17 protein-coding genes are annotated in these 19,915 nt (G+C 64.7%); 3 read left to right on the plus strand and 14 right to left on the minus strand.

What is annotated here, in order from left to right; all coding sequences use genetic code 11:
- Window positions 1-92: 92 nt before the first annotated feature.
- Both ACYCVF_RS18985 and ACYCVF_RS18990 read right to left on the minus strand, forming a co-directional pair.
- Window positions 93-587 carry a VOC family protein gene (locus tag ACYCVF_RS18985; protein WP_459598827.1) on the minus strand — a complete coding sequence of 165 codons (495 nt, stop codon included), beginning with the start codon at window positions 585-587 and terminating at the stop codon, window positions 93-95.
- Window positions 588-677: 90 nt separating this feature from the next.
- Complete coding sequence (locus tag ACYCVF_RS18990) at window positions 678-1,223, minus strand: carboxymuconolactone decarboxylase family protein (RefSeq protein ID WP_459598829.1); 546 nt, start codon at window positions 1,221-1,223, stop codon at window positions 678-680.
- 136 nt (window positions 1,224-1,359) lie between these two features.
- Here ACYCVF_RS18990 and ACYCVF_RS18995 point away from each other — a divergent pair, with 136 nt between their 5' ends.
- Both ACYCVF_RS18995 and ACYCVF_RS19000 read left to right on the plus strand, forming a co-directional pair.
- Window positions 1,360-2,559, plus strand: coding sequence for an acyl-CoA dehydrogenase family protein (locus tag ACYCVF_RS18995; protein WP_459598831.1), 1,200 nt, complete (start codon window positions 1,360-1,362; stop codon window positions 2,557-2,559).
- A 129-nt stretch (window positions 2,560-2,688) separates the two neighbouring features.
- A complete protein-coding gene (locus ACYCVF_RS19000) occupies window positions 2,689-3,828 on the plus strand; it encodes an acyl-CoA dehydrogenase family protein (protein WP_459598833.1) in 1,140 nt (379 codons plus the stop codon).
- Window positions 3,829-4,059: 231 nt separating this feature from the next.
- Here ACYCVF_RS19000 and ACYCVF_RS19005 read toward each other — a convergent pair whose 3' ends face one another.
- The 12 genes from ACYCVF_RS19005 to ACYCVF_RS19060 all read right to left on the minus strand — a co-directional run bounded on the left by ACYCVF_RS19005 (window position 4,060) and on the right by ACYCVF_RS19060 (window position 18,138).
- Window positions 4,060-5,097 (minus strand): amino acid ABC transporter substrate-binding protein, encoded by a 1,038-nt coding sequence (locus ACYCVF_RS19005; protein WP_459599680.1) that lies wholly within the window; start codon window positions 5,095-5,097, stop codon window positions 4,060-4,062.
- 130 nt (window positions 5,098-5,227) lie between these two features.
- Window positions 5,228-5,821 carry a L,D-transpeptidase gene (locus ACYCVF_RS19010; protein ID WP_459598835.1) on the minus strand — a complete coding sequence of 198 codons (594 nt, stop codon included), beginning with the start codon at window positions 5,819-5,821 and terminating at the stop codon, window positions 5,228-5,230.
- A 264-nt stretch (window positions 5,822-6,085) separates the two neighbouring features.
- Window positions 6,086-7,060 carry a hypothetical protein gene (locus ACYCVF_RS19015; RefSeq protein WP_459598837.1) on the minus strand — a complete coding sequence of 325 codons (975 nt, stop codon included), beginning with the start codon at window positions 7,058-7,060 and terminating at the stop codon, window positions 6,086-6,088.
- Between the two features lie 269 nt (window positions 7,061-7,329).
- Window positions 7,330-8,340, minus strand: a complete 1,011-nt coding sequence (gene cydB, locus ACYCVF_RS19020) for a cytochrome d ubiquinol oxidase subunit II (RefSeq protein WP_459598839.1) — start codon at window positions 8,338-8,340, stop codon at window positions 7,330-7,332.
- On the minus strand, window positions 8,337-9,746 hold the full coding sequence (locus ACYCVF_RS19025; RefSeq protein WP_459598841.1) for a cytochrome ubiquinol oxidase subunit I: 1,410 nt from the start codon (window positions 9,744-9,746) through the stop codon (window positions 8,337-8,339). The genes cydB and ACYCVF_RS19025 overlap by 4 nt, the downstream gene beginning before the upstream one ends.
- Before the next feature lie 143 nt (window positions 9,747-9,889).
- The gene (locus tag ACYCVF_RS19030) at window positions 9,890-10,453 is read right to left on the minus strand and encodes a thioredoxin family protein (RefSeq protein WP_459598843.1); all 564 of its coding nucleotides are present in this window, start codon (window positions 10,451-10,453) and stop codon (window positions 9,890-9,892) included.
- 32 nt (window positions 10,454-10,485) lie between these two features.
- Window positions 10,486-11,184, minus strand: coding sequence for a cytochrome c biogenesis CcdA family protein (locus ACYCVF_RS19035; RefSeq protein ID WP_459598845.1), 699 nt, complete (start codon window positions 11,182-11,184; stop codon window positions 10,486-10,488).
- A 421-nt stretch (window positions 11,185-11,605) separates the two neighbouring features.
- Entirely contained in the window at window positions 11,606-12,217 is a 612-nt protein-coding gene (locus ACYCVF_RS19040) for a sigma-70 family RNA polymerase sigma factor (RefSeq protein ID WP_459598847.1), read from the minus strand.
- A gap of 377 nt (window positions 12,218-12,594) precedes the next feature.
- Window positions 12,595-13,332, minus strand: coding sequence for a response regulator (locus tag ACYCVF_RS19045; protein WP_459598849.1), 738 nt, complete (start codon window positions 13,330-13,332; stop codon window positions 12,595-12,597).
- A 10-nt stretch (window positions 13,333-13,342) separates the two neighbouring features.
- On the minus strand, window positions 13,343-15,088 hold the full coding sequence (locus ACYCVF_RS19050) for an ATP-binding response regulator (protein ID WP_459598851.1): 1,746 nt from the start codon (window positions 15,086-15,088) through the stop codon (window positions 13,343-13,345).
- Complete coding sequence (locus ACYCVF_RS19055) at window positions 15,058-17,088, minus strand: sensor histidine kinase (RefSeq protein ID WP_459598853.1); 2,031 nt, start codon at window positions 17,086-17,088, stop codon at window positions 15,058-15,060. The genes ACYCVF_RS19050 and ACYCVF_RS19055 overlap by 31 nt, the downstream gene beginning before the upstream one ends.
- A 54-nt stretch (window positions 17,089-17,142) precedes the next feature.
- The gene (locus ACYCVF_RS19060) at window positions 17,143-18,138 is read right to left on the minus strand and encodes a TRAP transporter substrate-binding protein (RefSeq protein ID WP_459598855.1); all 996 of its coding nucleotides are present in this window, start codon (window positions 18,136-18,138) and stop codon (window positions 17,143-17,145) included.
- Between the two features lie 292 nt (window positions 18,139-18,430).
- On the opposite strand from ACYCVF_RS19060, the gene ugpB reads away from it, so the two are divergent.
- Window positions 18,431-19,753 carry a sn-glycerol-3-phosphate ABC transporter substrate-binding protein UgpB gene (gene ugpB, locus ACYCVF_RS19065; protein WP_459598857.1) on the plus strand — a complete coding sequence of 441 codons (1,323 nt, stop codon included), beginning with the start codon at window positions 18,431-18,433 and terminating at the stop codon, window positions 19,751-19,753.
- Window positions 19,754-19,915: the final 162 nt, after the last annotated feature.

A 19,915-nucleotide genomic window follows, 5' to 3' on the forward strand; every position in this document is an offset into this window, starting at 1 on the left:
TTGCGAGCGCAGCGAAGCAATCCAGAGTCTTGCCGTGCAGGGATGGATTGCTTCGTCGCTTTGCTCCTCGCAATGACGGGAGAGAGCGGAGATCACCCCTCCCGCTGCTTCAGCAACGCCTCCACGTCCAGCCGCTTGGTAAACATCGCGAGCTTGCCGTCCGGCCCGAACGGCCATTGCTCCCTGGGCTTGTCCCAGTACAGCTCAACGCCGTTCTCGTCGGGATCGCGCAAGTAGAGCGCCTCGCTGACGCCGTGGTCGCTCGCGCCGTCGAGCGCAATGCCGGCCGACAGCACGCGATGCAGCGCATCCGCCAGCGCGGAGCGCGTCGGATAGAGGATCGCGGTGTGAAAGAGCCCGGTCGTGCCGGGCGGCGGCGGCGAGCCGCCCTTGCTTTCCCAGGTGTTGAGCCCGATGTGGTGATGATAGCCACCGGCCGAGATAAAGGCGGCGCCCGAACTCATGCGCTGCATCAGCTCGAAGCCGAGCACGCCGCAATAGAAGCCGAGCGCGCGATCGAGATCGGCGACCTTGAGATGAACGTGGCCGATCCTGGTATCGGCGGCGACGGCTTGGTTCTGCGACATGTGGCAGCTCCTTTGATGACCTCCACATAAGGCGGGCCTCGGGACAGTGCTATCGCCCATCCCGAAACCCATCGTTTCCGGATGGAAAACTTAAGAGAGCTCCGGCACCTCGCCGTCGGGCAGCTCGAACTCAAAGGTGTTCAGCGTCATCGACACCAGCGTGTAGTAGCCGCACAGCCCGATCACCTCGACGACACCACGTTCGCCGAGCACCTTGACCGCCTCATCATAGAGCCCCTTCTCGACGCCATGGCCCTCATGGAGCGACTTCGCGACGTCGTAGATCATCTTTCCCTTGGGATCGTCGAACTCGGGCGTGCGGCGGTCGCGGATCGCGTCGATGATCTCGGGCTTCATGCCGCCGGCGAGCGCGAGGCGCTTGTGCGCGTACCATTCGTAATGCGCGGTCCAGTGCCGCGCCGTCACCAGGATCGCGATCTCCGAGAGCTTTGCCGGGAAGATCGTGTCGAAGCGCAGCACCTCGCCGAGCCGGGTGGCATGGCGCGCCATTTCCGGGCTGTTGAGCCAGGCCATCATCGGCGCCGGCGGCTTGCCGCGCTTTCCCGCGATCGACTCGTCATAGGTCTGGCGCTGGCTCTCGTTCATTTCGCCAGGCGAAAGAAGTGTCAGGCGCATTCGCGTTTCCTCTTTGTTTTCAAGCACCGTCGTCGCAGCGATTATAGCCGACTGCGCCTGCGGAAGTGGTTGAATTCCGCGGGGGCTTGGCCCAGAGTCGCGCCCAACAAGCCGATTTTGATTGATGGAAACGACCATGAGCGACACTGAGACCGCCGATCTCGAAACATTCCGCAACGAGACGCGCGCCTGGCTGGAAGCCAATTGCCCGCCGGAGATGCGCAAGCCCGCAACGTCGGATGCCGACGTGTTCTGGGGCGGGCGCAACGCAAAATTCTCGTCCGAGCCGCAGCGCATCTGGTTCGAGCGCATGCGCGACAAGGGCTGGACCGTGCCCGATTGGCCGAAGGAATATGGCGGCGGTGGTCTCGGCGCCGCCGAGCACAAGGTGCTGCGCGCCGAGATGGCGCGGATCGGTGCTCGCCCGCCGCTGTCGAGCTTCGGCATCTGGATGCTCGGGCCGGCGCTCTTGAAATACGGCAACGAGGCCCAGAAGAAGGAGCATCTGCCGAAGATCGCGGCGGGCGAGATCCGCTGGTGCCAGGGCTATTCCGAGCCGAACGCCGGCTCCGATCTCGCGTCGCTCCAGACCCGCGCCGAGAGCGACGGCGATCACTTCATCGTCAACGGCCAGAAGATCTGGACATCCTACGCCAATTACGCCGACTGGATCTTCTGCCTGGTGCGCACCGATCCCGCCGCGAAGAAGCATGACGGCATCAGTTTCATCCTGTTCGACATGGCCTCGAAGGGCGTCTCGACCAAGCCGATCCTGCTGATTTCAGGCTATTCGCCGTTCTGCGAAACCTTCTTCGACAATGTCCGGGTGCCGAAGTCGAATCTGGTCGGCACCATCAACCGCGGCTGGGACGTGGCGAAATATCTGCTCCAGCACGAGCGCGCGATGATCTCAGGGATGGGCGAGCGCGGCGCCGGGCGACCGCTCGGCCAGGTCGCGGCGGACTCCGTCGGCACCGATGCGCAGGGGCGGCTCGATGACGCCATGCTGCGCGGCCAGATCGCGCGCTTCGACGTCGATGAAGCCGCGCTCGCGGCCTGCGCCGAGCGCGCGGTCGATCTGGCCAAGGCCGGGCAGGCGCATCCGGCCTTCTCCTCCGCAATGAAATATTACGGCACCGAGCTCAACAAGCGCCGCCATGAGATCCTGATGTCGGCCGGCGGCGTCGATGCGCTGGAATGGGAGAGCGAGCGCTCCAAGCAGGGCGCCCGCCCGCGTGCCTGGCTGCGCACCAAGGCCAACTCGATCGAAGGAGGCACGTCCGAGGTCATGCTCGGCATCGTCGCCAAGCGCATCCTGGATCTGCCGGGGGCGTGAGCCGCGCCGTCGTTCCGGGGCGGTCCGCAGGACCGAACCCGGAGCCTCGAGATTCCGGGTTCGATGCTGCGCATCGCCCCGGAATGACACCAACAATATGCATTTCACGCGATACCAGAGACTTTGCACATGGCCCTCGTCCTCACCGAAGAACAATCGATGCTCCGCGATAGCGCGCGTGGGCTGATCAGCGACAAGGCGCCGGTGTCGCACCTGCGACACTTGCGCGACAGCAAGGATCGCGCCGGTTTCTCGAAAGAGCTCTGGCAGTCCTTCGCCGAGATGGGCTTTGCCGGCCTCCTGGTGCCGGAAGAGTTCGGCGGCAGCGGCCTCGGCTATGTCGAAGCCGGAGTTGTGATGGAGGAGATCGGCCGCACGCTGATGCCCTCGCCGTTCCTCGCCACCAGCGTGGTCGCGGCCTCCGTATTGAACCGCGGCGGCAACGCCGCGCAGAAGTCGGAATTCTTGCCGAAGATCGCGAGCGGCTCGCTGCTCGCGACGCTCGCGATCGACGAAGGCGCCAAGCATCGACCGCTTCGGACCAGCCTTCAGGCCGTGCGCGCCGGTAACGGCTTCAGGCTCAGTGGTGCCAAGGCGCTGGTGGTCGACGGACACGTCGCCGACCTTCTCATCGTCGCTGCGCGCACCGCGGGCTCCGCCGGCGAACGCGAGGGCCTGACGCTGTTCCTGGTGAATCCCGCGGCGAAGGGCGTGGCGGTCGAGCGCACCGTCATGGTCGATGCGCACAATGCAGCGCGGATCGACTTCGCCAATGTCGAGGTCAATGCCGACAGCGTGCTCGGCGAGGTCGATCAGGGCGCAAGTCTGCTTGAAGGCGTGCTCGATATCGGCCGCGGCGCGGTCGCGTCCGAGATGGTCGGCCTCAGCGAGGAGGTGTTTGGCCGCACCGTCGAGTACCTGAAGAGCCGCAAGCAATTTGGCAAGCTGATCGGCGAATTCCAGGCGCTGCAGCACCGCTCCGCCGAGCTCTATGTCGACATCGAGATCACCCGCGCCGCCGTGATGAAGGCGCTTCAGGCGCTGGACGCCGACGTCGCCAAGGCTGCATCGAGCGTCGCCGTTGCCAAGGCCCGCGCCGGCACCACCGCCACCCGCGCGGTGCAGGAAGGCGTGCAGATGCATGGCGGCATGGGCATGACCGACCAGTTCGACATCGGCTTCTTCATGAAGCGCGCAAGGGTGTGCGAAGAATTGTTCGGCGATGCCAACTACCACACCGAGCAGCTCGCAAGGGCGCGGGGGTATTGAGCTGAGGCGGGCGTGTAGCCCGGATGAGCGTAGCGACATCCGGGGGTGTCGCGGGCAGCGGCCCCGCATATCGCTTCGCTCATGCGGGCTACGGCATCGAGTGAGTCGAAACCGCTTGCCTCGATCTCGTCATTGCGAGGAGCGCTGGCGACGAAGCAATCCAGACTGTCGCCTTGGAAAGATTCTGGATTGCTTCGCTTCGCTCGCAATGACAGAGGTTAGACCGCCCCCTTACCGCATCGGCGGTGCGTACTGCACGCCGCCGGCATTCCACAGCTGGTTCATGCCGCGAGGGATCTTCAGCTTGGACTTCTCGCCGATGTTGCGGTCGTACATCTCGCCGTAATTGCCGACGTGACGGATGATGCGGGCGGCCCAGTCCTTGGTGAGGCCGAGCTGCTCCCCGTAACGGCCTTCGGTGCCGACGAGGCGCATCACTTCCGGCTTCTTCGACTTCAGGGCCTCGTCGATGTTCTCGGAGGTGACGCCGAGCTCCTCGGCGTTGATCATCGCGTACAAGGTCCACTTCACGATCATCATCCAGTCGTCGTCGCGCTGACGCACGACCGGGGCGAGCGGCTCCTTGGAGATCATGTCCGGCAGGATCATGTGGTCGCCCGATTTCGATAGGTTCAGCCGCAGCGCATAAAGCTGCGAGACGTCGGCCGAGAGTGTGTCGCACTTGCCGGTGTCGTAGGCCTTCACGACGTCGTCGAGCTTGTCGAACTTCACCTCTTCATACTTCATGTTGTTGAGGCGGAAGTAATCGGCGACATTGAGTGTCGTCGTGGTCCCGGACTGGACGCAGACCTTGCTGTCGGTCAGGTCCAGCGAGGTCTCCTTGTTGCGCGAACGCGGCACCATGAAGCCGACGCCGTCGTAGTAGGCCACGGCCGGAAAATACAGGTCGTAGTCGAGCTCGCGCGCCATGCTCCATGTCGTGTTGCGCGAGAGGATGTCGACCTTGCGGCTCTGCAGCTCCTTGAAACGCTCGTTGGCGTCGAGCGGAACGAACTTCGCCTTGCCCGGGTCGTTGAAGATCGCGGCGGCCACCGCACGGCAGAAGTCGACGTCGAAGCCGGTCCAGTTGCCCTTGTCGTCCGGGATCGAGAAGCCCGGGAGGCCCTTGTTGACGCCGCACAGCACTTCGCCGCGGCGGACGGTGCGCTTCAGCGTGCGGGTGTCGTAGAATTCATAGATGATGGCCAGGACGGCGACCAGCACGGCGACGGCGAGCCCGATCAGCAGGCCGCCACGAAAAGTGCGCATCATGTTGCTCTCTCGAAATGTCGGAAAAAGGAATCAGGCGAGGACGGGAAGCATGATCGGGATCCGGAGGGCCGCGTGAGCGCAAAGCGCGAGGCGGCTCTCCGAAAAGATCATGCTCGAACCATAACCTTTAGAGCTCGGGTTTCTGCCGGATGACCACCTTGGTGCCAACAGGAACGCGATCATAGAGATCGGCAACGTCATTGTTGACGAGGCGGAAGCAGCCCGAAGACACCTTGGTGCCGATCGTGTCTGGGCGATTGGTGCCGTGGATGCGGTAGACGGTGGTGCCGAGATACATGGCGCGGGCCCCCAACGGATTGCCGGGGCCGCCGGCCATGAAGCGCGGCAGATAGGGCTGGCGCTGGATCATCTCCGGCGGCGGCGTCCAGTCCGGCCATTCCTTCTTGTTGGTGATGGTCACCAGCCCTTGCCACTGGAAGCCGTCGCGGCCGACGCCGATGCCATAGCGGATCGCGCGCCCGCCGGGCTGCACCAGATAGAGGTGACGTTCGGCCGTCGAGACGATGATCGTGCCCGGCGGCTCGGTGGTGCGGAAGTAAACCACCTGCTTCTGCCATTCCGGCTCGAGCTGGTAGCCGTCATCGGCGACCAGGCCCGGTTCATCGCCGCGGTCGGGCTGCTGGGCGAAGGCCTGCGGCGTGGACAGAATCAGGCCGATCGCAGCCACAAACATCCCGGTCAGGCGACGAAAATTCGTCATGTAAAGCTCTCCCCGCTACCACAGCGCAAATCAATCAGGAACCATCAAACCTGAGGGGCAAGTTCATGGCAAGTTGATGGCGCGCCGCCCTAGTATCTCACGAGAATACTTGGCTTTTTGACGCGTGCCTGGCAATGCCACAAACGGGGGATGGCGCGAAAAGCATAGATTGTCGCGGCGAGGCGGTACTGCGCTCCTCTCCCGCCTGCTTGGCCGACCGAGTTCACGCAAAAGATCGAGTTCGAAAACCCGCCCCGGATGGGGCTAGATCTTGTTGCTCTCCGGCGCAATTTTCAGGCGGCGGACGATCTCCGCGGCCACGGCGCGCGCTTCGGCCCGCGACCCGACACGGGGGCTGCGAAATCGCCGCCCCGCGTGCAACCGGATCACCACGATGCAATGCTCGTCCTCCGAACGGCCGCGACGCTCGACCGTGATCGATTTCACCTCATGCCCCTCGATATGGTCGGCGCGCAAGCTGCCGTCGCCCCACAGGCGTTCGACGCGAATGTCGGACTGCCGGATGATCCAGAAGGCGCCTGTGACGAGGTTGGCATATCTGTAGACGAAGAACGCCGCGATTGCGCCGGCAGGCAACAGCGCGATGTCGACCGGGCCCGGCGGCAGGCCGCGCCAGAGCTTGTAGGCGTAGGGAACGGCGCACAATGCGACGGCGATCAACGCAACGATCCGGATGTCCCTGACGGGAAACGGCTCGAGCGGTTCGCCAAGCTGCATCTCGGGATTGCTGGCATCGAGCGGATTGACGGGGGGCGCGACGTTGGGAACGTCAAACTGGGTGGCGATCCGGGCCACCATGTCATGCACATGAGTGACTTCGGAGATCGGTGGGGACGTCAGGCGCTCACCCGAAGCGAGCGTGAAGACGAATTGAAACCGCGCTTTCACCCTCTTGCTGCCGGGAACCTGTAGTCCCGTGACGTCGTCTTTCGGAACGACCCGTGTGCGGAGTTTTCCGAACGGACGCTGCTGTCCGATCAGGATCTCGTCCGGTGTGATGATCCACACCACCGCCGGGGCCATCATGATGCCGACGACGAACCCCGCCCCCACGAGGAGCGCGGTCACGGAGATGATCACTTCCAGCGTGTCGTGGGTGAACAGGCCGGGCGTGAAGCACAGCGCGACGGCAGCCGCAGAGCCGGCCACGACCAGCCGCTGCGCGATCGAGGAGCCTTCACGAAGTCGGATGTCGGGGCTGGTGGTTGCGTCGTCCATTGCGGGCGGCTGATTTTCGTCGGTCGCGAAACTCCACGGACGGGTCCGTGGAGTCAAGCAGCATCGGAGCCCGCTTCATCCAGCATCAGTTGTCGGCGTTGAGCAGCGGACAACGAGGTTCCGCTCGGGGGGCCGGGCCGATCATTTCGGCGCAAGCCACAGTCTGAGACCGAACGAAATCACGGTGACGGCGCCCACGCCGCCGAGCCAGAGAACGGCGAACCATATCAGCCGTCGCCCCAGCGGCCTTGCCTCTGCTTTGCGCGGCATCAGTGATAGCCGCTCCCGGCCCTGACCTTGCCGCGGAAGACCCAGTAGGCCCAGCCGGTGTAGCCGAGAATGAGCGGCAACAGTCCGGCCACGCCGACGAGCATGAAGATCTGGCTGTTCTGCGGCGCAGCCGCCTGCCAGATCGTAATGCTCTGCGGCACGATGAAGGGATACATGCTGATACCCAGCCCGGCATAGGACAGCGCGAACAATGCCAGTGCGAGAAAGAACGGCCGGGAGTCCTGCTTTTGCGCGAGGCTGCGGATCAGGAGTGCGGTGACGGCGGCGACCGCGATCGGCACCGGCGCGACCAGGGCGACGTTCGGCCAGGCGAACCAACGCTGCGCGTATTGAATGCTGAGAAACGGCGTGGCGATGCTGACCAGTGCGATCGCTGCAAGCATCGCGAACAGCAGACCCCGGCTCAGCCGGTAGGCCTTCTCGCGCAGCGCGCCCTCGGTCTTCATAATGAGCCAGGTGGCGCCCAGCAAAGAATAGCCAATCATCAGGGCAACTCCCGTCAGCAGGCTGAACGGCGTCAGCCAGTCCCACCAGCCGCCGGCATAATGCCGCCCCTCGACATGCACACCTTGCAGGATGGCTCCGAGAGCAACGCCTTGCGCCAGCGTCGCCAGCAGCGATCCCAAGGCAAAGGCAATGTCCCAGCGGTTTCGTGCTGCGGTGGTGCGCCAGCGGAATTCGAAGGCGACACCGCGGAAGACCAGTCCGATCAGCATGGCGATCATGGGCGTATAGAGCGCCGGCATCAGCACCGCATAGGCGAGCGGAAAGGCCGCCATCAGGCCGCCGCCGCCCAGCACCAGCCAGGTCTCGTTGCCATCCCAGACCGGCGCCACGCTGTTCATCATCACGTCGCGGTCGGCCTTGGCGGGAAACAAGGGAAACAGCATGCCTAGACCGAGATCGAAGCCGTCCATCACGACATAGACGAATACCGCGAAGGCGATGATGAAGGCCCAGACGGTGGCAAGGTCGACGGCGGCAATCATGGCAGCGCCCCCCGTCCCGCAACGCCCGAGGCCGGTGTGATGCCGGCGGCGCGCGCCGGCATGTCGCCGCGCGGCCCTTCCTCGCCGTGATGGGGCGAGGCCGCCATCAGGCGCAGAATGTAGATGGCGCCCGCCGCGAACACGATGAAATAGACGACGACGAAGGCCAGCAGTGACGAGCCCACCGCGGGCGCGGCCAGGGGAGAGACGGCGTCCGCGGTTCGCAACAGGCCGTAGACCGTGAAAGGCTGCCGGCCGGTCTCTGTGGTGATCCAGCCCGCGAGCACCGCGATGAAACCCGCAGGTCCCATCGTCAGCGCGAAGATGTGCAACGGCCGGGAGTCGAACAAGGTGCCGCGCCATCGTGTCCACAGGCTGAACAGCCCGAGCGCGAAGATCAGGAAGCCGAGCCCGACCATGATGCGGAACGACCAGAACGTGATCAGTACCGGCGGCCAGTTTTCACGCGGCACGGTATCAAGTCCCGCCAGCGGCGCATCGAGGGAATGCTTGAGGATGAGCGAAGACAGCTTCGGTATCTCGATCGCGTATTTGACCCGGCCGGCCTCCTGATCGGGCAGGCCGAACAGAATCAGCGGCGCACCGTCCTTGTGGCTCTGGTAATGCCCTTCCATCGCCATGACCTTCGACGGTTGATGCTCCAGCGTGTTGAGGCCGTGCTGGTCGCCGGCCAGGATCTGGATCGGCGCGATCAGGGCCGCCATCCACATCGCCATCGAGAACATCACCCGGGGGCCGGCAAGATGCGGGTCGCGCAGCAGGTGATACGCGCCGACCGCGCCGACCACGAGAGACGTCGTGAGGTAGGCGGCGAGCACCATATGTACGAGCCGGTAGGGGAAGGACGGATTGAAGATCACCTTGAACCAGTCGGCGACCACGAACTGCCCGTCGGGGTTGATTGCGTAGCCGGCCGGGGTCTGCATCCACGAATTGGCGGAGAGAATCCAGAACGCCGAAATCAGCGTGCCGATCGCGACCATCAGCGTCGCGACGAAATGCAGCCGCGGGCCGACGCGTTCGAGACCGAACAGCATGACACCGAGGAAGCCTGCCTCGAGGAAGAACGCGGTCAGCACCTCGTAGGCCATTAACGGACCGATGACCGGTCCGGTTTTGTCGGCGAACACCGACCAGTTGGTTCCGAACTGGTAGGACATCACGATGCCCGACACCACGCCCATGCCGAACGCGATCGCGAAGATCTTCAGCCAATAGTGGAACAGGTTGAGGAATACCTCGCGGCCGGTCCACAGCCAGAGGGCTTCCAGCACAGCAAGATAACTTGCAAGCCCGATCGAGAACGCGGGAAACACGATGTGGAACGACATCGTGAAGGCAAATTGCGCTCGCGCGAGCACGATGGGATCAAGGTTCGATAGCATCGGCGCTCCCGTCACAACGCAACAAGATGTAGGCTGCGGGGACGCCGATCTGGCTGCTTAGCTATGCCATAGCGCCCAGCCTGCGCATGATGGCCCACGCGGGGCTCTTGTCCTATAGGACTCTTTGTCTAACCTGTGCGACATCAGCTATTCGCATTCAGCAGCCGCGCCACGGTGCGCTCGATCTCGTCGTAGCTGCCTTCGCCTTCGTGCTGAAACACGATGTTGCCGGTCTGGTCGATGATGTATTGCGCCGGCCAATACCGGTTGCGGTAGGCGTTCCAGGTCCTGGAATCATTGTCCTGCGCCACCGGATAGGTGATGCCATGGCGCTTCAGCGCGGCCTGCACATTGGAGGCGGAGCGCTCGAACGGGAATTCGGGCGTGTGTACGCCGACGACGACCAGGCCTTTGTCCCTGTACTTGGCATAGAGGTCGGTGACGTGCGGCAGCGTGTTGACGCAGTTGACGCAGCCATAGGTCCAGAAGTCGACCAGCACGACCTTGCCGCGGAGTTCGGTCATGCTCAGCGGTTTCGAGTTGAACCAGTTGTTGATGCCGGTGAAGTCGGGCGCGGTCTGCCGGGCCGCGGCAGTGGTCATGACAGGTGCGGCGCGTGCGGCCTCGTTGCAGATGCCGGGGATCACGGCGCCGGTTACGGCCATGCCGATCAATGCGGCCGAGACGGTCAGCAATTTGAAACTCATTGGCGGGGTCCTCCGGTTGAGACGGGCGATGATCACAGGCCGATCTGGCCGGTGGGATAGAAGCGGGTCAGCCACGCCACGATCAGCGTGTCGTATTGGAAATAGGCGGCGACCGCGAAGCCGATCACGACCACGCCAAAGCCCTGCTGGAGCCGCGGCGAGATGCGCGCGAGGCTGCGCACGCGCGTGGTCGCGGCCTGTCCGCCATAGGCGATCGCCAGCATCGGGATGGCCGCGCCGATGGCGTAGCCGACCAGCAGCGTGCCGGCCCAGGCAAGGTTCTGCGAGGTCGCCACCAGCGTCAGGATGGAGCCGAGCACCGGGCCGGCGCAGGGCGTCCACACCAAGCCGAGCGTAGTGCCGAGCACGAGCCCGCCGAGCGTGCCCGCGCGCTGTGTGGCGCCGGAATTGCCGAGATCGAGCCAACCATTGAGCCGCATCGACAACCATTCGAACGGTGTCGGCCACAGCATCAAGAGGCCGAAGCCGAGCAAAAGGATGGATGCGGCTTCGCGCAGCACGTTCGGATCGAAGTCGAACAGGCGCGTGATCGCGCCAAGCACCAGCGCGGTCGCGGAGAAAGACATGACGAAGCCGAGCGCGATCATCGCAGGGCGCAAGTGCCCCGCGCGTCCGATCGAGGCGCCGAGCAGGATCGGCAGCATCGGCAGCGTGCAGGGCGCGGCGATGGTGAGCATGCCGGCAAGGACGGCGAAGAGAAGTTCGAGCATGGGGCACTCGTGAAGGAGGTCACGAGGGCAGTTCGGAACGGATGCGGGGCTCGTTACGAAGCGTCACGCCTTCGTGACGGGTTGAGTGCCTATCAGGACGACGCTGCGCTCCCTCCCCCGCTGGCTTGCGGACGAGGGCTGGGGAGAGGGTGCTTCCGCAACGGGACACTCCCCCAGAGGAAAGAACCCTCGCCCGCCGCGTCAGCCCGCCGCCAAGTACAAAACGACCCGGAAGGGGGGCATCCCGTCCGGGTCGTTGGAGGTCCTTGGGAGGTTTAAGCAAAACCGTATGTGGGCGTTATAGGAGGGAAGTTTTTCCGCCTGATGTTGTGCTTCGTTTCAATTGTTTCGTCGGCGGTAACGCTTCCGTGTCCCCGGATGGGACCTGAGATCTGGTCCTATCCCGTTGAATGAATTGAATTTAGGCTGCGAAACGATCGACGCCGGCACCCTTAAGCAAATCGGCGAGCTGCTTGCGGGCGTAGAACATCCGCGTCTTCACCGTGCTCTGGGGGATGCCGATGATCTGGCCGACCTCCTCCACCGACTTCTCGTGGTAGTAGACGAGGTTGATGATCTCCCGATGCGCCGGCGACAGCTTCTGCACGCAGGCGCGCAAGATGGCGCTGGTGTCACTGCGGTCGAGCGAGGTCTCCGGCGTCTCGCAATCATCGGCAATCTGGCGCACGTCTTCCTGGTCGATGTCCTCGAAGCGGCGCTGGCGCATCGCGGTCAGCGCCTTGAAGCGGGCGATCGAAAGCAGCCAGGTCGAGACCTGCGAGCGGCCCTGGAACTGGCCGGCGGTCCGCCACACGTCCAGGAAAACCTGGCTGACCAGGTCTTCCGCCGTGGTGGCGTCGCGCACGATGCGCAGGATGAAGCGGTACACGCGTACATTATGCCGGCAATAGAGGATGTGCATGGCCGTGCGGTTGCCGTCCGCAATGCTTTCGAGGAGCATGTCGTCCGAGGTCGCCTGAGCGGCAACGATGCTCTGGCTGGCTTGGGCGTTGATGGCGATGACGTTAGGCATGGACTTGGCTCCCCGTAGCGCCGCAACCGAGCGGCGTTTCCTTGGATCGAAGTGTTAATGAGCCAACGTTTCGGGACGTCTGCACGAAAAGGGGAAAATGGTTTCGTGCGCCGCCAAATTGTTTCGTCGCCAACGCCGCGACGAAACATTCAGGACAAAAAAGCGTGGTATTTCAACGTGCGGAAAATACGGGGTCGTGAATTTGGTGGCGCCCTGAGCAGCCGGGAACGTCTTCCCGGCCTTTGCGTTTGGTCGCGCCAAACATCCTCCTGTCGTCCCGGAGCGCGAAGCGAACCCGGGCCCCCCTCGCCAAAGGGTCCAGCGAAGACTCGAAATTGTTGCTTCGCTCGTCCAGGGCGACGGCGGGTGCCGCGCCTCTACGCCTTCTCGCCCGCCGGTGAGAACAGATAGCCGCCGCCGCGGATTGTGCGGATCACGGCCGGCTTTGCCGGATCGGGCTCGATCTTGCGGCGGATGCGCATGATGCGGAGATCGACGGCGCGGTCGAAAGCCTCGGCGTCGCGCGCATTGGCCAATTCCAACAGGCGCTCGCGCGACAGCACGCGCTTCGGATTGGCCGCGAACACCTTCAGGAGCCCGAACTCGGAGGCAGTCAGCGGATGCTCGTTGCCCTCGTCGTCGCGCAAGGCCTGCGCTTCGAGATCGAGCCATTTGGTGCCGAAGCGCACCAACTGGTCCTTGTCGGATTTCGCCGCCGACGCGTCGGGCGCCGCGGCCTTGGCCGGAGCGCTCCGCCGCAGCACCGACCGGATGCGTGCCATCAGCTCGCGCAGTTCGCACGGCTTTGCCACGTAATCGTCGGCGCCGAGCTCGAGCCCGACGACACGGTCGATCGGGCTCGCGGTCGCCGTGAGCATGATGACGGGCACGTTGATGCGGCTCTTGAGGTCGCGAATGATCGAGAGCCCGTCTTCCGCGGGCATGTTGAGGTCGAGCACGACCAGATCGGGCATGCTGCCTTGGATCGCGGCGCGCAAGCTCTTGCCGCCGTCGCACAGCGTCACGGTGAAGCCGTGCATCTTGAGGTAATCGCCGACCATCTCCCGGGCCGGGGCCTCGTCGTCGACGATCATGATGTGCTGGCTTTGGGTCATGGGCTTTCCATCACGGCGTTTCAGTCGCGGGGAGGGTGATGGTGAAGGTCGATCCCTTGCCGGGGCCGTCGCTGTCGGCGGTCACCTCGCCGCCATGCATGTCGATGATACGCTTGACGATGGACAACCCAAGCCCCGTCGAGCTCTCGCCGGCGGTCGGTTTTGCCGAGAGCCGCTGGAACCGGCCGAACAAGCGGCCGAGATCCTCCGGCGACAGGCCGGCGCCCTCGTCGCTGACGCGGACGACGGTGTCGCTGCCTTCATGGGTGACGGCCACGTCGATCTTGCCGCCCATCGGCGAGTATTTGATGGCGTTGCTGATGAGATTGTCGATCGCCTCGCGGATGCGGTCGGTATCACACATCGTGACGATGTTGGGCGGCGCGGTGACGCTGATCGCCTGCTGCTTGTTGACGGCGAGCGGCTGGTTGGCCTCGGCGACCTCCTTGACCAGGGCCGCCACGTCGACCGGCTCGCGGCGGATCGTGATGTCGAAGGCATCGGCCATCGCATCGGAGATCAGATGATCGACCATCGTGGTCAGCCGCTTCGTCGCATCGCGGATGTGATCGACCTGGGCGACCACGCCGCTTTCCGAGGCGCCGGTCGAGATCAGCTCCTTCAGCATCTCGGTGCGGCCGAGAATGACCCCGAGCGGATTCTTGAGGTCATGCGCGACGGTGCCCAGAATCTCGTTCTTGAAGCCGTTGGCGCGCTGCAGCCGCAGCCATTGCGCAGAGAGCCGACGGTTGGCCTGCATCAGCGCGCGGGTGCGCTGGGCGACGCGGTCTTCCAGCTGGGTGTTGGCGTCCTGCAGCTGCTGATAGAGGATCACGTTGTCGAAGGCGATCGACAGCCGGCTGGAGAAGATCTCGACCAGCGAGCGATCGGTCTCCGACAGCTCGCGCTCGGCCTGGAGCAGCACCACGACCTCGCGGCCGCTTCCGGTGCGCAAATAGATCACGCTGCGCTGGTCGGCGAATTCGTTCTTGCGGCGCTGGAAGGCCGCCTCGACCATCTCGCGCAGGTCGGGGTCGAGCGCCTTCGACGTGGTGGTGCCGATGAAGCGGCTGTAGCAGCCGCTGCCGGCGAGCACGGAGAGCTCGGGGTCGATGCCGCCATTGTCGCGCAAGACCAGGATGCCGGCGCAATCGACGTTGAGCAGCGAGGCGAGCTGGGTCAGCACGCCCTCGGCGAGGCGTTGCATCGACTTGAAATCGTACAGCGTCGAGGCGGCGTCGATGATGATCTCCAGCCCGCGCCGCGTCTGCACCATGCGCTCGAGCTGCTGATAGGAGCGCAGCGCCGCGGTCAGCGAGGTGAACAGCTTGTCGGCAGTCAGCTCGGTCTTGGCCTTGTAGTCGTTGATGTCGTACTGCACGATCACGCGCCGTTCGGGCGCCTGGCCGGGCTGGCCGGTGCGCAGGATGATGCGCACGGTCTCGTTCCTGATCTCGTTGCGGATGAACTCGACCAGCTCGAGGCCTGCGACATCGGTCTCCATGATGACGTCGAGCAGCACGGCGGCGATGTCGCTGTGCTCGGCCATCAGCTTGCGGCCTTCCGCCGCGGAATAGGCCGACAGGATCTCCAGGCTCTGGCCGTTCAAGCTGTAATCCGAGAGCGCAAAGCGCGTGCCGTCATGCACGGCCGGATCGTCGTCGATGACGGCGATCTTCCATTTCCGGGCGTTGGCATCCTCCGACGCGGTACCGGTATCGTCGATCAGGTGGAGGACATCGTCCTGTTCGGCCATTGCGAAGATCCGTCACTTTCTGTGCTTTGCGCGCCGCCCTTGGCGACGCGGGGCATGATAATGCGAAAAGTAGTGCCTTGTCCCAGCTTGGATTCCAGCATCATGCGGCCGCCGAGCTGTTGGGTGACGAGGTTATAGACGATATGCAGGCCAAGTCCCGTGCCGCCTTCATTCCGCCGGGTGGTAAAGAAAGGGTCAAAGGCCTGGCGCTGCACGTCCGGGGTCATGCCGGCTCCGTCGTCGGCGAAGCTGATCTCGATGTCGTCGGCCCCGCGCGGCCGCGCCGAGATCGCGATCGTGCCGGCCCGGCCATCGGCGAAGGCGTGGTTGGCGGCATTGAGGAACAGATTGGTCAGGATCTGGCCGTAGGAGCCGGGATAGCCGTCGAGCAGCAGCCCCTCGGGCACGTCGACCTTAAGCGTGATCGGCGAGCGCTTCAGCACCGGGCGCAGGCTGGCGATGATCTGGTCGGTGGCTTCGCTGAGCGAGAATTGCCGCCGCTCGGTGTGCGAGCGGTCGACCGCGACCTGCTTGAACGACTGAATCAGCTCGCCGGCGCGCTGGAGGTTGGCGACGAGCTGCTGCGAGGCGTCGCGGGAGGACTGGACGAACTCCTCCAGTTGCGACCGGCGCAAGCCACCCTCGCCCTTGAGCTGGGCCTCGAAGATCTCGGTGCGCCGGGCAAAGCTCGAGGCCACCGTCAGGCTGATGCCGATCGGGTTGTTGACCTCGTGCGCCACACCGGCAACCAGGCCGCCGAGCGCCGCCAGACGTTCGGCGTCGATCAGGTTCTGCTGCGCGGCGTTGAGCTCGAGCAGTGCGCTCTCGGCCTTCTCCTTGGATGCCCGCAGCTCGTCCTCGGTCTGGCGCTTGGCGATGGCGTTCTCGCGGAACACCTCCACCGCGCGCGCCATGGCGCCGACCTCGTCGCGCGCCTTCGTGCCCTGCACCTCGCGGTCGAGGTCGCCGAGCGTGATCGCGCGCATCGCCGCCAGGATCTGTTGCAGGGGCAGGCGGATCGACAGCGCGATCAAGACGCCGGCGGTCAGGATGATGCCGAGGAAGATCACCGCGATCGACAGCACGCGCCGGGAAATGTCGGCCAGCGTGCGGTCGAAGGTCTCCTGCGCCTTCTGCTCCCGTTGGCGCATCTTGGTCGAGAGGTCGTCGATGGCGCCGATCGCCTCGGCCTGGCTGGCGTCGATGGTGTTGCGGAGCAGCTCGGTGCGGCTCGCAAGCTGCTCGGAGAGCCTTGCGAAGCCCTCCCGCAGCGCCGTGGTACGGGCCGCGAGCCGCCGCAGGGCCATCTTCTGCAGGTCGTTGTCGGCGAGATCGATCATGACCGGGATGGTCTTCTCGATCGTCTCGGTATTGCGGCGCGCGTCGTCGGCCGCGCCCTGTGACAGCGACAGATAATAGGAATTGGCCGCCACCAGCATCGCGGTGAAAGCCTCGCGGGACTTGCCGAGCGACGGCCAGATCAGCGCGTCGCGGTGGCCGGTGGCGCCTTCGATAATGGAATAGAGGCCGGCCATGTCCTTGGCCGGGCCCTGCACCTGCTCCTCATAGGTTTTCGCGATCGTCGCCTGCACGCTGCGCAGCTCGCCGAAGCCGTTGAGGAAGCGGTCGGTGGAGCGCTCCAGCTCCTCGACCGAGCCCGATAGCATCGGGTCCTTGGCGGCGCGGTTCGTCAGCGTGCCCAGCACCGCCTCGCGCAGCAGCAGGATCTCGGCGAACAGGTCCGGGCTCGGCTGGTTGATGTAGCGATGGATCAGGTTCTGCAGCCGCCCGGTCTCGGTTTCGAGCAGCGCCAGGATCCGGTCGGATTCGCGCACCTGGCGGACGTCGTCCCAGGCCGAGCCCAGCACCTGCGCGCCGTTCCAGATCATCGCCACCAGCACCACGACCACGGCGGAGTTCAGCGCGGCGATCGACAGGATGCGCCAGCGGATCGGCACCGCCCGCAGCATGCCGACAAGTCGCGCGCGCAGCTGGCCCATCGGGCCGGGCGGCCTGTCCGCGTGTCCGCTATGTCCAAGCGCAGCCAACCGGCCTTACTCCACCTTGCGAATGCGTTCGATCAGCGCGGCCGCGGCGGGGTCGCGTCCGGCCTTGGCGTAGATTGCGGTCATCGCCTCCTCGAACGGCTTGCGGTCGATGTCCTTGATGATGGTCACGCCCGCTTCCTGCGCCTCGCGCTGCGACCGTTCCTCGAGGTCGCGCCACTTCTCGCGCATGAACCCGCTGGAGCGCTGGGCGGCCTCCCTGAAGATCATCTGCTCCTCCGCCGACAGGCTTTTCCAGGCCTTGAGCGAGATCACCAGCACCTCCGGGCTCATCGTGTGCCCGGTGAGCGTGTAGTGACCGGCATGCTTGTAATGGTCCGTCGTCACGAAGGATGGCCAGTTGTTCTCGGCGCCGTCGATCAGATGGTTGGCAAGCCCGGTCAGCACCTGCCCGTAAGGCAGCTCGACCGGTTCGGCGCCGAGCGAGCGGATCATCTGGCTCATCAACTCCGACTGCTGCACCCGGATCCGCAATCCGCTGAGATCCGCGACGCTTCGCACCGGGCGGACCCTGTTGTAGATCGATCGCGCCCCGGAATCGTAGAAGGCGAGCCCGACGAAGCCATAGGGTTCGAAGCTGCCGAGGATCTCGCCGCCGATCGGTCCGTCCAGCACCTTCTGCATGTGCTCGATGGACCGGAACAGGAACGGCATCGCGAGCACGTTCATCGCCGGAACGAAATTGCCGATCAGCGCCACATTGGTCCGGTTGAGGTCGATCGCGCCGGCCCGGGTCTGCTCGATGGTCTCCTTTTCCTCGCCGAGCTGACGGGAGTGGAACACCTTGATCTCGTGCCGGCCGCCGGTTCGCTCGGCGATCAAGGCGCCCATGTAGCGCAGCGCCTGGACGGTCGGGTAGTCCTCGGCCTGGGTATCGGCGGCGCGAAACTCGCGCGCAACGGCGCCCGTCGTCCAGACGGCAAACAGAAGCGCGACGAAGATCACCCCGGTCCGCGAGAGTTCGGCACGGTTCAGCACTGGCACACTCAACCCCTCGGTGGTGGAGTCTATGTCGGAAGGAAAAGGTTCAATGCAATCTAGAGTGTTTTCAAGCGAAGTAGATACCGGCTCGCGTAAAGAAAACGCGTCAAATTAGGAATTTAGAGCCCGTTCCGATCGGAACGGGCTCTCGCAGATGGTCAGGGGAGGCCATCCCGCTGGTTCCGCCGGTCGATTGTGCGGCGCGGCTGCCGGTTGTTCCCGATTGAAACCGCCAATGCCGCGCCTTAAGCAAGGCAGCCGCCGTCCGGCGGGCGGCAAGGGAAGAGCCATCGTGATGTCAGCACTGCGCCTTTTGCAGCTCGTCGCCGCCGTTGCGGCTCTCTCATTGGCCGCGCCTGCGCGTGCCGCCACCGACATTGCGTGGTGGCACGCCATGTCCGGCGAGCTCGGGCGGCAACTGGAAAAGCTCGCCTCCGACTTCAATGCCTCGCAGTCCGACTACCGGATCGTGCCTGCCTACAAGGGCAATTACACCGAGACGGTGACGGCCGCGATTTTCGCCTTCCGCTCGCGCAGCCAGCCGGCGATCGTCCAGGTCAACGAGGTTGCCACCGCGACCATGACCGCGGCCAAGGGCGCGATCTATCCGGTGTACAGCCTGATGCGGGACCAGGGCGAACCGTTTTCGCTGGGCGATTACCTGCCCGCGGTCTCCGGCTATTACACCGATGCGGCCGGCAATCTGCTGTCCTTCCCGTTCAATTCGTCGACGCCGATCCTCTACTACAACAAGACCATGTTCCGGGATGCGGGCCTCGATCCGGAGGTGCCGCCGAAGACCTGGCCGGAATTGGGGGCGGCCGCGAAACGCCTGCGCGACCGTGGCGCCGCCTGCGGCTTCACGACGTCCTGGCCGTCCTGGATTCATGTCGAGAATTTTTCCGCCTTCCACAATTCGGCCCTGGCAACGCGGGCCAACGGCTTTGCCGGGCTGGATGCGGAATTGACCGTCAACAATCCGCTCCTCGTCAAGCACATCGCCCAACTTGCGGAGTGGCAGAAGACCAAGCTGTTCGACTACAGCGGCCGCGGCCAATCGGCCGAGCCACGCTTCCAGAACGGAGAATGCGGAATCTTCATCGGCTCCTCGGCGACGCGTGCCGACATCAAGGCCAATTCGAAGTTCGAGATCGGCTACGGCATGATGCCCTATTGGCCGGACGTGAAGGGCGCGCCGCAGAATTCGATCATCGGCGGCGCCACGCTGTGGGTGCTGCGCGACCGGCCCCGCCAGGAGTACAAGGGCGTGGCGCGGTTCTTCGCCTATCTGTCGCAGCCCGGCGTGCAGGCCGCCTGGCACCAGAACACCGGCTATCTGCCTGTGACCCGCGCCGCCTTCGAGCTGACGCGCTCGCAAGGTTTCTACGCGCGCAATCCGGGCTCGGCGATCTCCTTCGAGCAGGTCACGCTGCATCCGCCGACGGAGAGCTCCAAAGGCATCCGGCTCGGCTCCTTCGTCCTGATCCGCGGCGCGATCGAGGATGAGCTGGAGCAGGCCTTCGCCGGCCAGAAGAGCGCGCAGGCAGCGCTGGATTCCGCCGTCGAACGCGGCAACAAGCTACTGCGCCAGTTCGAGCGCGCAAGTCCCGAGCGGTAGGAGTGGTCGGAGTGCGCGCCTCGTCCTTCGAGACGCCCGCCTCCGGCGGGCTCCTCAGGATGAGGCTCAGCAGCACCAGTGCCTGTCAAATGCCGCTGCGCAAACAGCTCCTCATCCTGAGGAGCCCGCAAAGCGGGCGTCTCGAAGGATGGCCGCAAAGAT

The sequence above is a fragment of the Bradyrhizobium cedriense genome (assembly GCF_054602315.1).

What these genes read in the sequence shown, in the direction of transcription:
- ACYCVF_RS19045 (WP_459598849.1), bottom strand. Translation starts at nt 13,332, where the DNA reads ATGACCCAAAGCCAGCACATCATGATCGTCGACGACGAGGCCCCGGCC.
- ACYCVF_RS18990 (WP_459598829.1), bottom strand. Translation starts at nt 1,223, where the DNA reads ATGCGCCTGACACTTCTTTCGCCTGGCGAAATGAACGAGAGCCAGCGC.
- ACYCVF_RS19025 (WP_459598841.1), bottom strand. Translation starts at nt 9,746, where the DNA reads ATGCTATCGAACCTTGATCCCATCGTGCTCGCGCGAGCGCAATTTGCC.
- ACYCVF_RS19030 (WP_459598843.1), bottom strand. Translation starts at nt 10,453, where the DNA reads ATGAGTTTCAAATTGCTGACCGTCTCGGCCGCATTGATCGGCATGGCC.
- ACYCVF_RS19015 (WP_459598837.1), bottom strand. Translation starts at nt 7,060, where the DNA reads ATGGACGACGCAACCACCAGCCCCGACATCCGACTTCGTGAAGGCTCC.
- ACYCVF_RS19050 (WP_459598851.1), bottom strand. Translation starts at nt 15,088, where the DNA reads ATGGCCGAACAGGACGATGTCCTCCACCTGATCGACGATACCGGTACC.
- ACYCVF_RS19055 (WP_459598853.1), bottom strand. Translation starts at nt 17,088, where the DNA reads ATGGGCCAGCTGCGCGCGCGACTTGTCGGCATGCTGCGGGCGGTGCCG.
- ACYCVF_RS19010 (WP_459598835.1), bottom strand. Translation starts at nt 5,821, where the DNA reads ATGACGAATTTTCGTCGCCTGACCGGGATGTTTGTGGCTGCGATCGGC.
- ACYCVF_RS19040 (WP_459598847.1), bottom strand. Translation starts at nt 12,217, where the DNA reads ATGCCTAACGTCATCGCCATCAACGCCCAAGCCAGCCAGAGCATCGTT.
- cydB (WP_459598839.1), bottom strand. Translation starts at nt 8,340, where the DNA reads ATGATTGCCGCCGTCGACCTTGCCACCGTCTGGGCCTTCATCATCGCC.
- ACYCVF_RS19000 (WP_459598833.1), top strand. Translation starts at nt 2,689, where the DNA reads ATGGCCCTCGTCCTCACCGAAGAACAATCGATGCTCCGCGATAGCGCG.
- ACYCVF_RS19005 (WP_459599680.1), bottom strand. Translation starts at nt 5,097, where the DNA reads ATGCGCACTTTTCGTGGCGGCCTGCTGATCGGGCTCGCCGTCGCCGTG.
- ugpB (WP_459598857.1), top strand. Translation starts at nt 18,431, where the DNA reads ATGTCAGCACTGCGCCTTTTGCAGCTCGTCGCCGCCGTTGCGGCTCTC.
- ACYCVF_RS18985 (WP_459598827.1), bottom strand. Translation starts at nt 587, where the DNA reads ATGTCGCAGAACCAAGCCGTCGCCGCCGATACCAGGATCGGCCACGTT.
- ACYCVF_RS18995 (WP_459598831.1), top strand. Translation starts at nt 1,360, where the DNA reads ATGAGCGACACTGAGACCGCCGATCTCGAAACATTCCGCAACGAGACG.
- ACYCVF_RS19035 (WP_459598845.1), bottom strand. Translation starts at nt 11,184, where the DNA reads ATGCTCGAACTTCTCTTCGCCGTCCTTGCCGGCATGCTCACCATCGCC.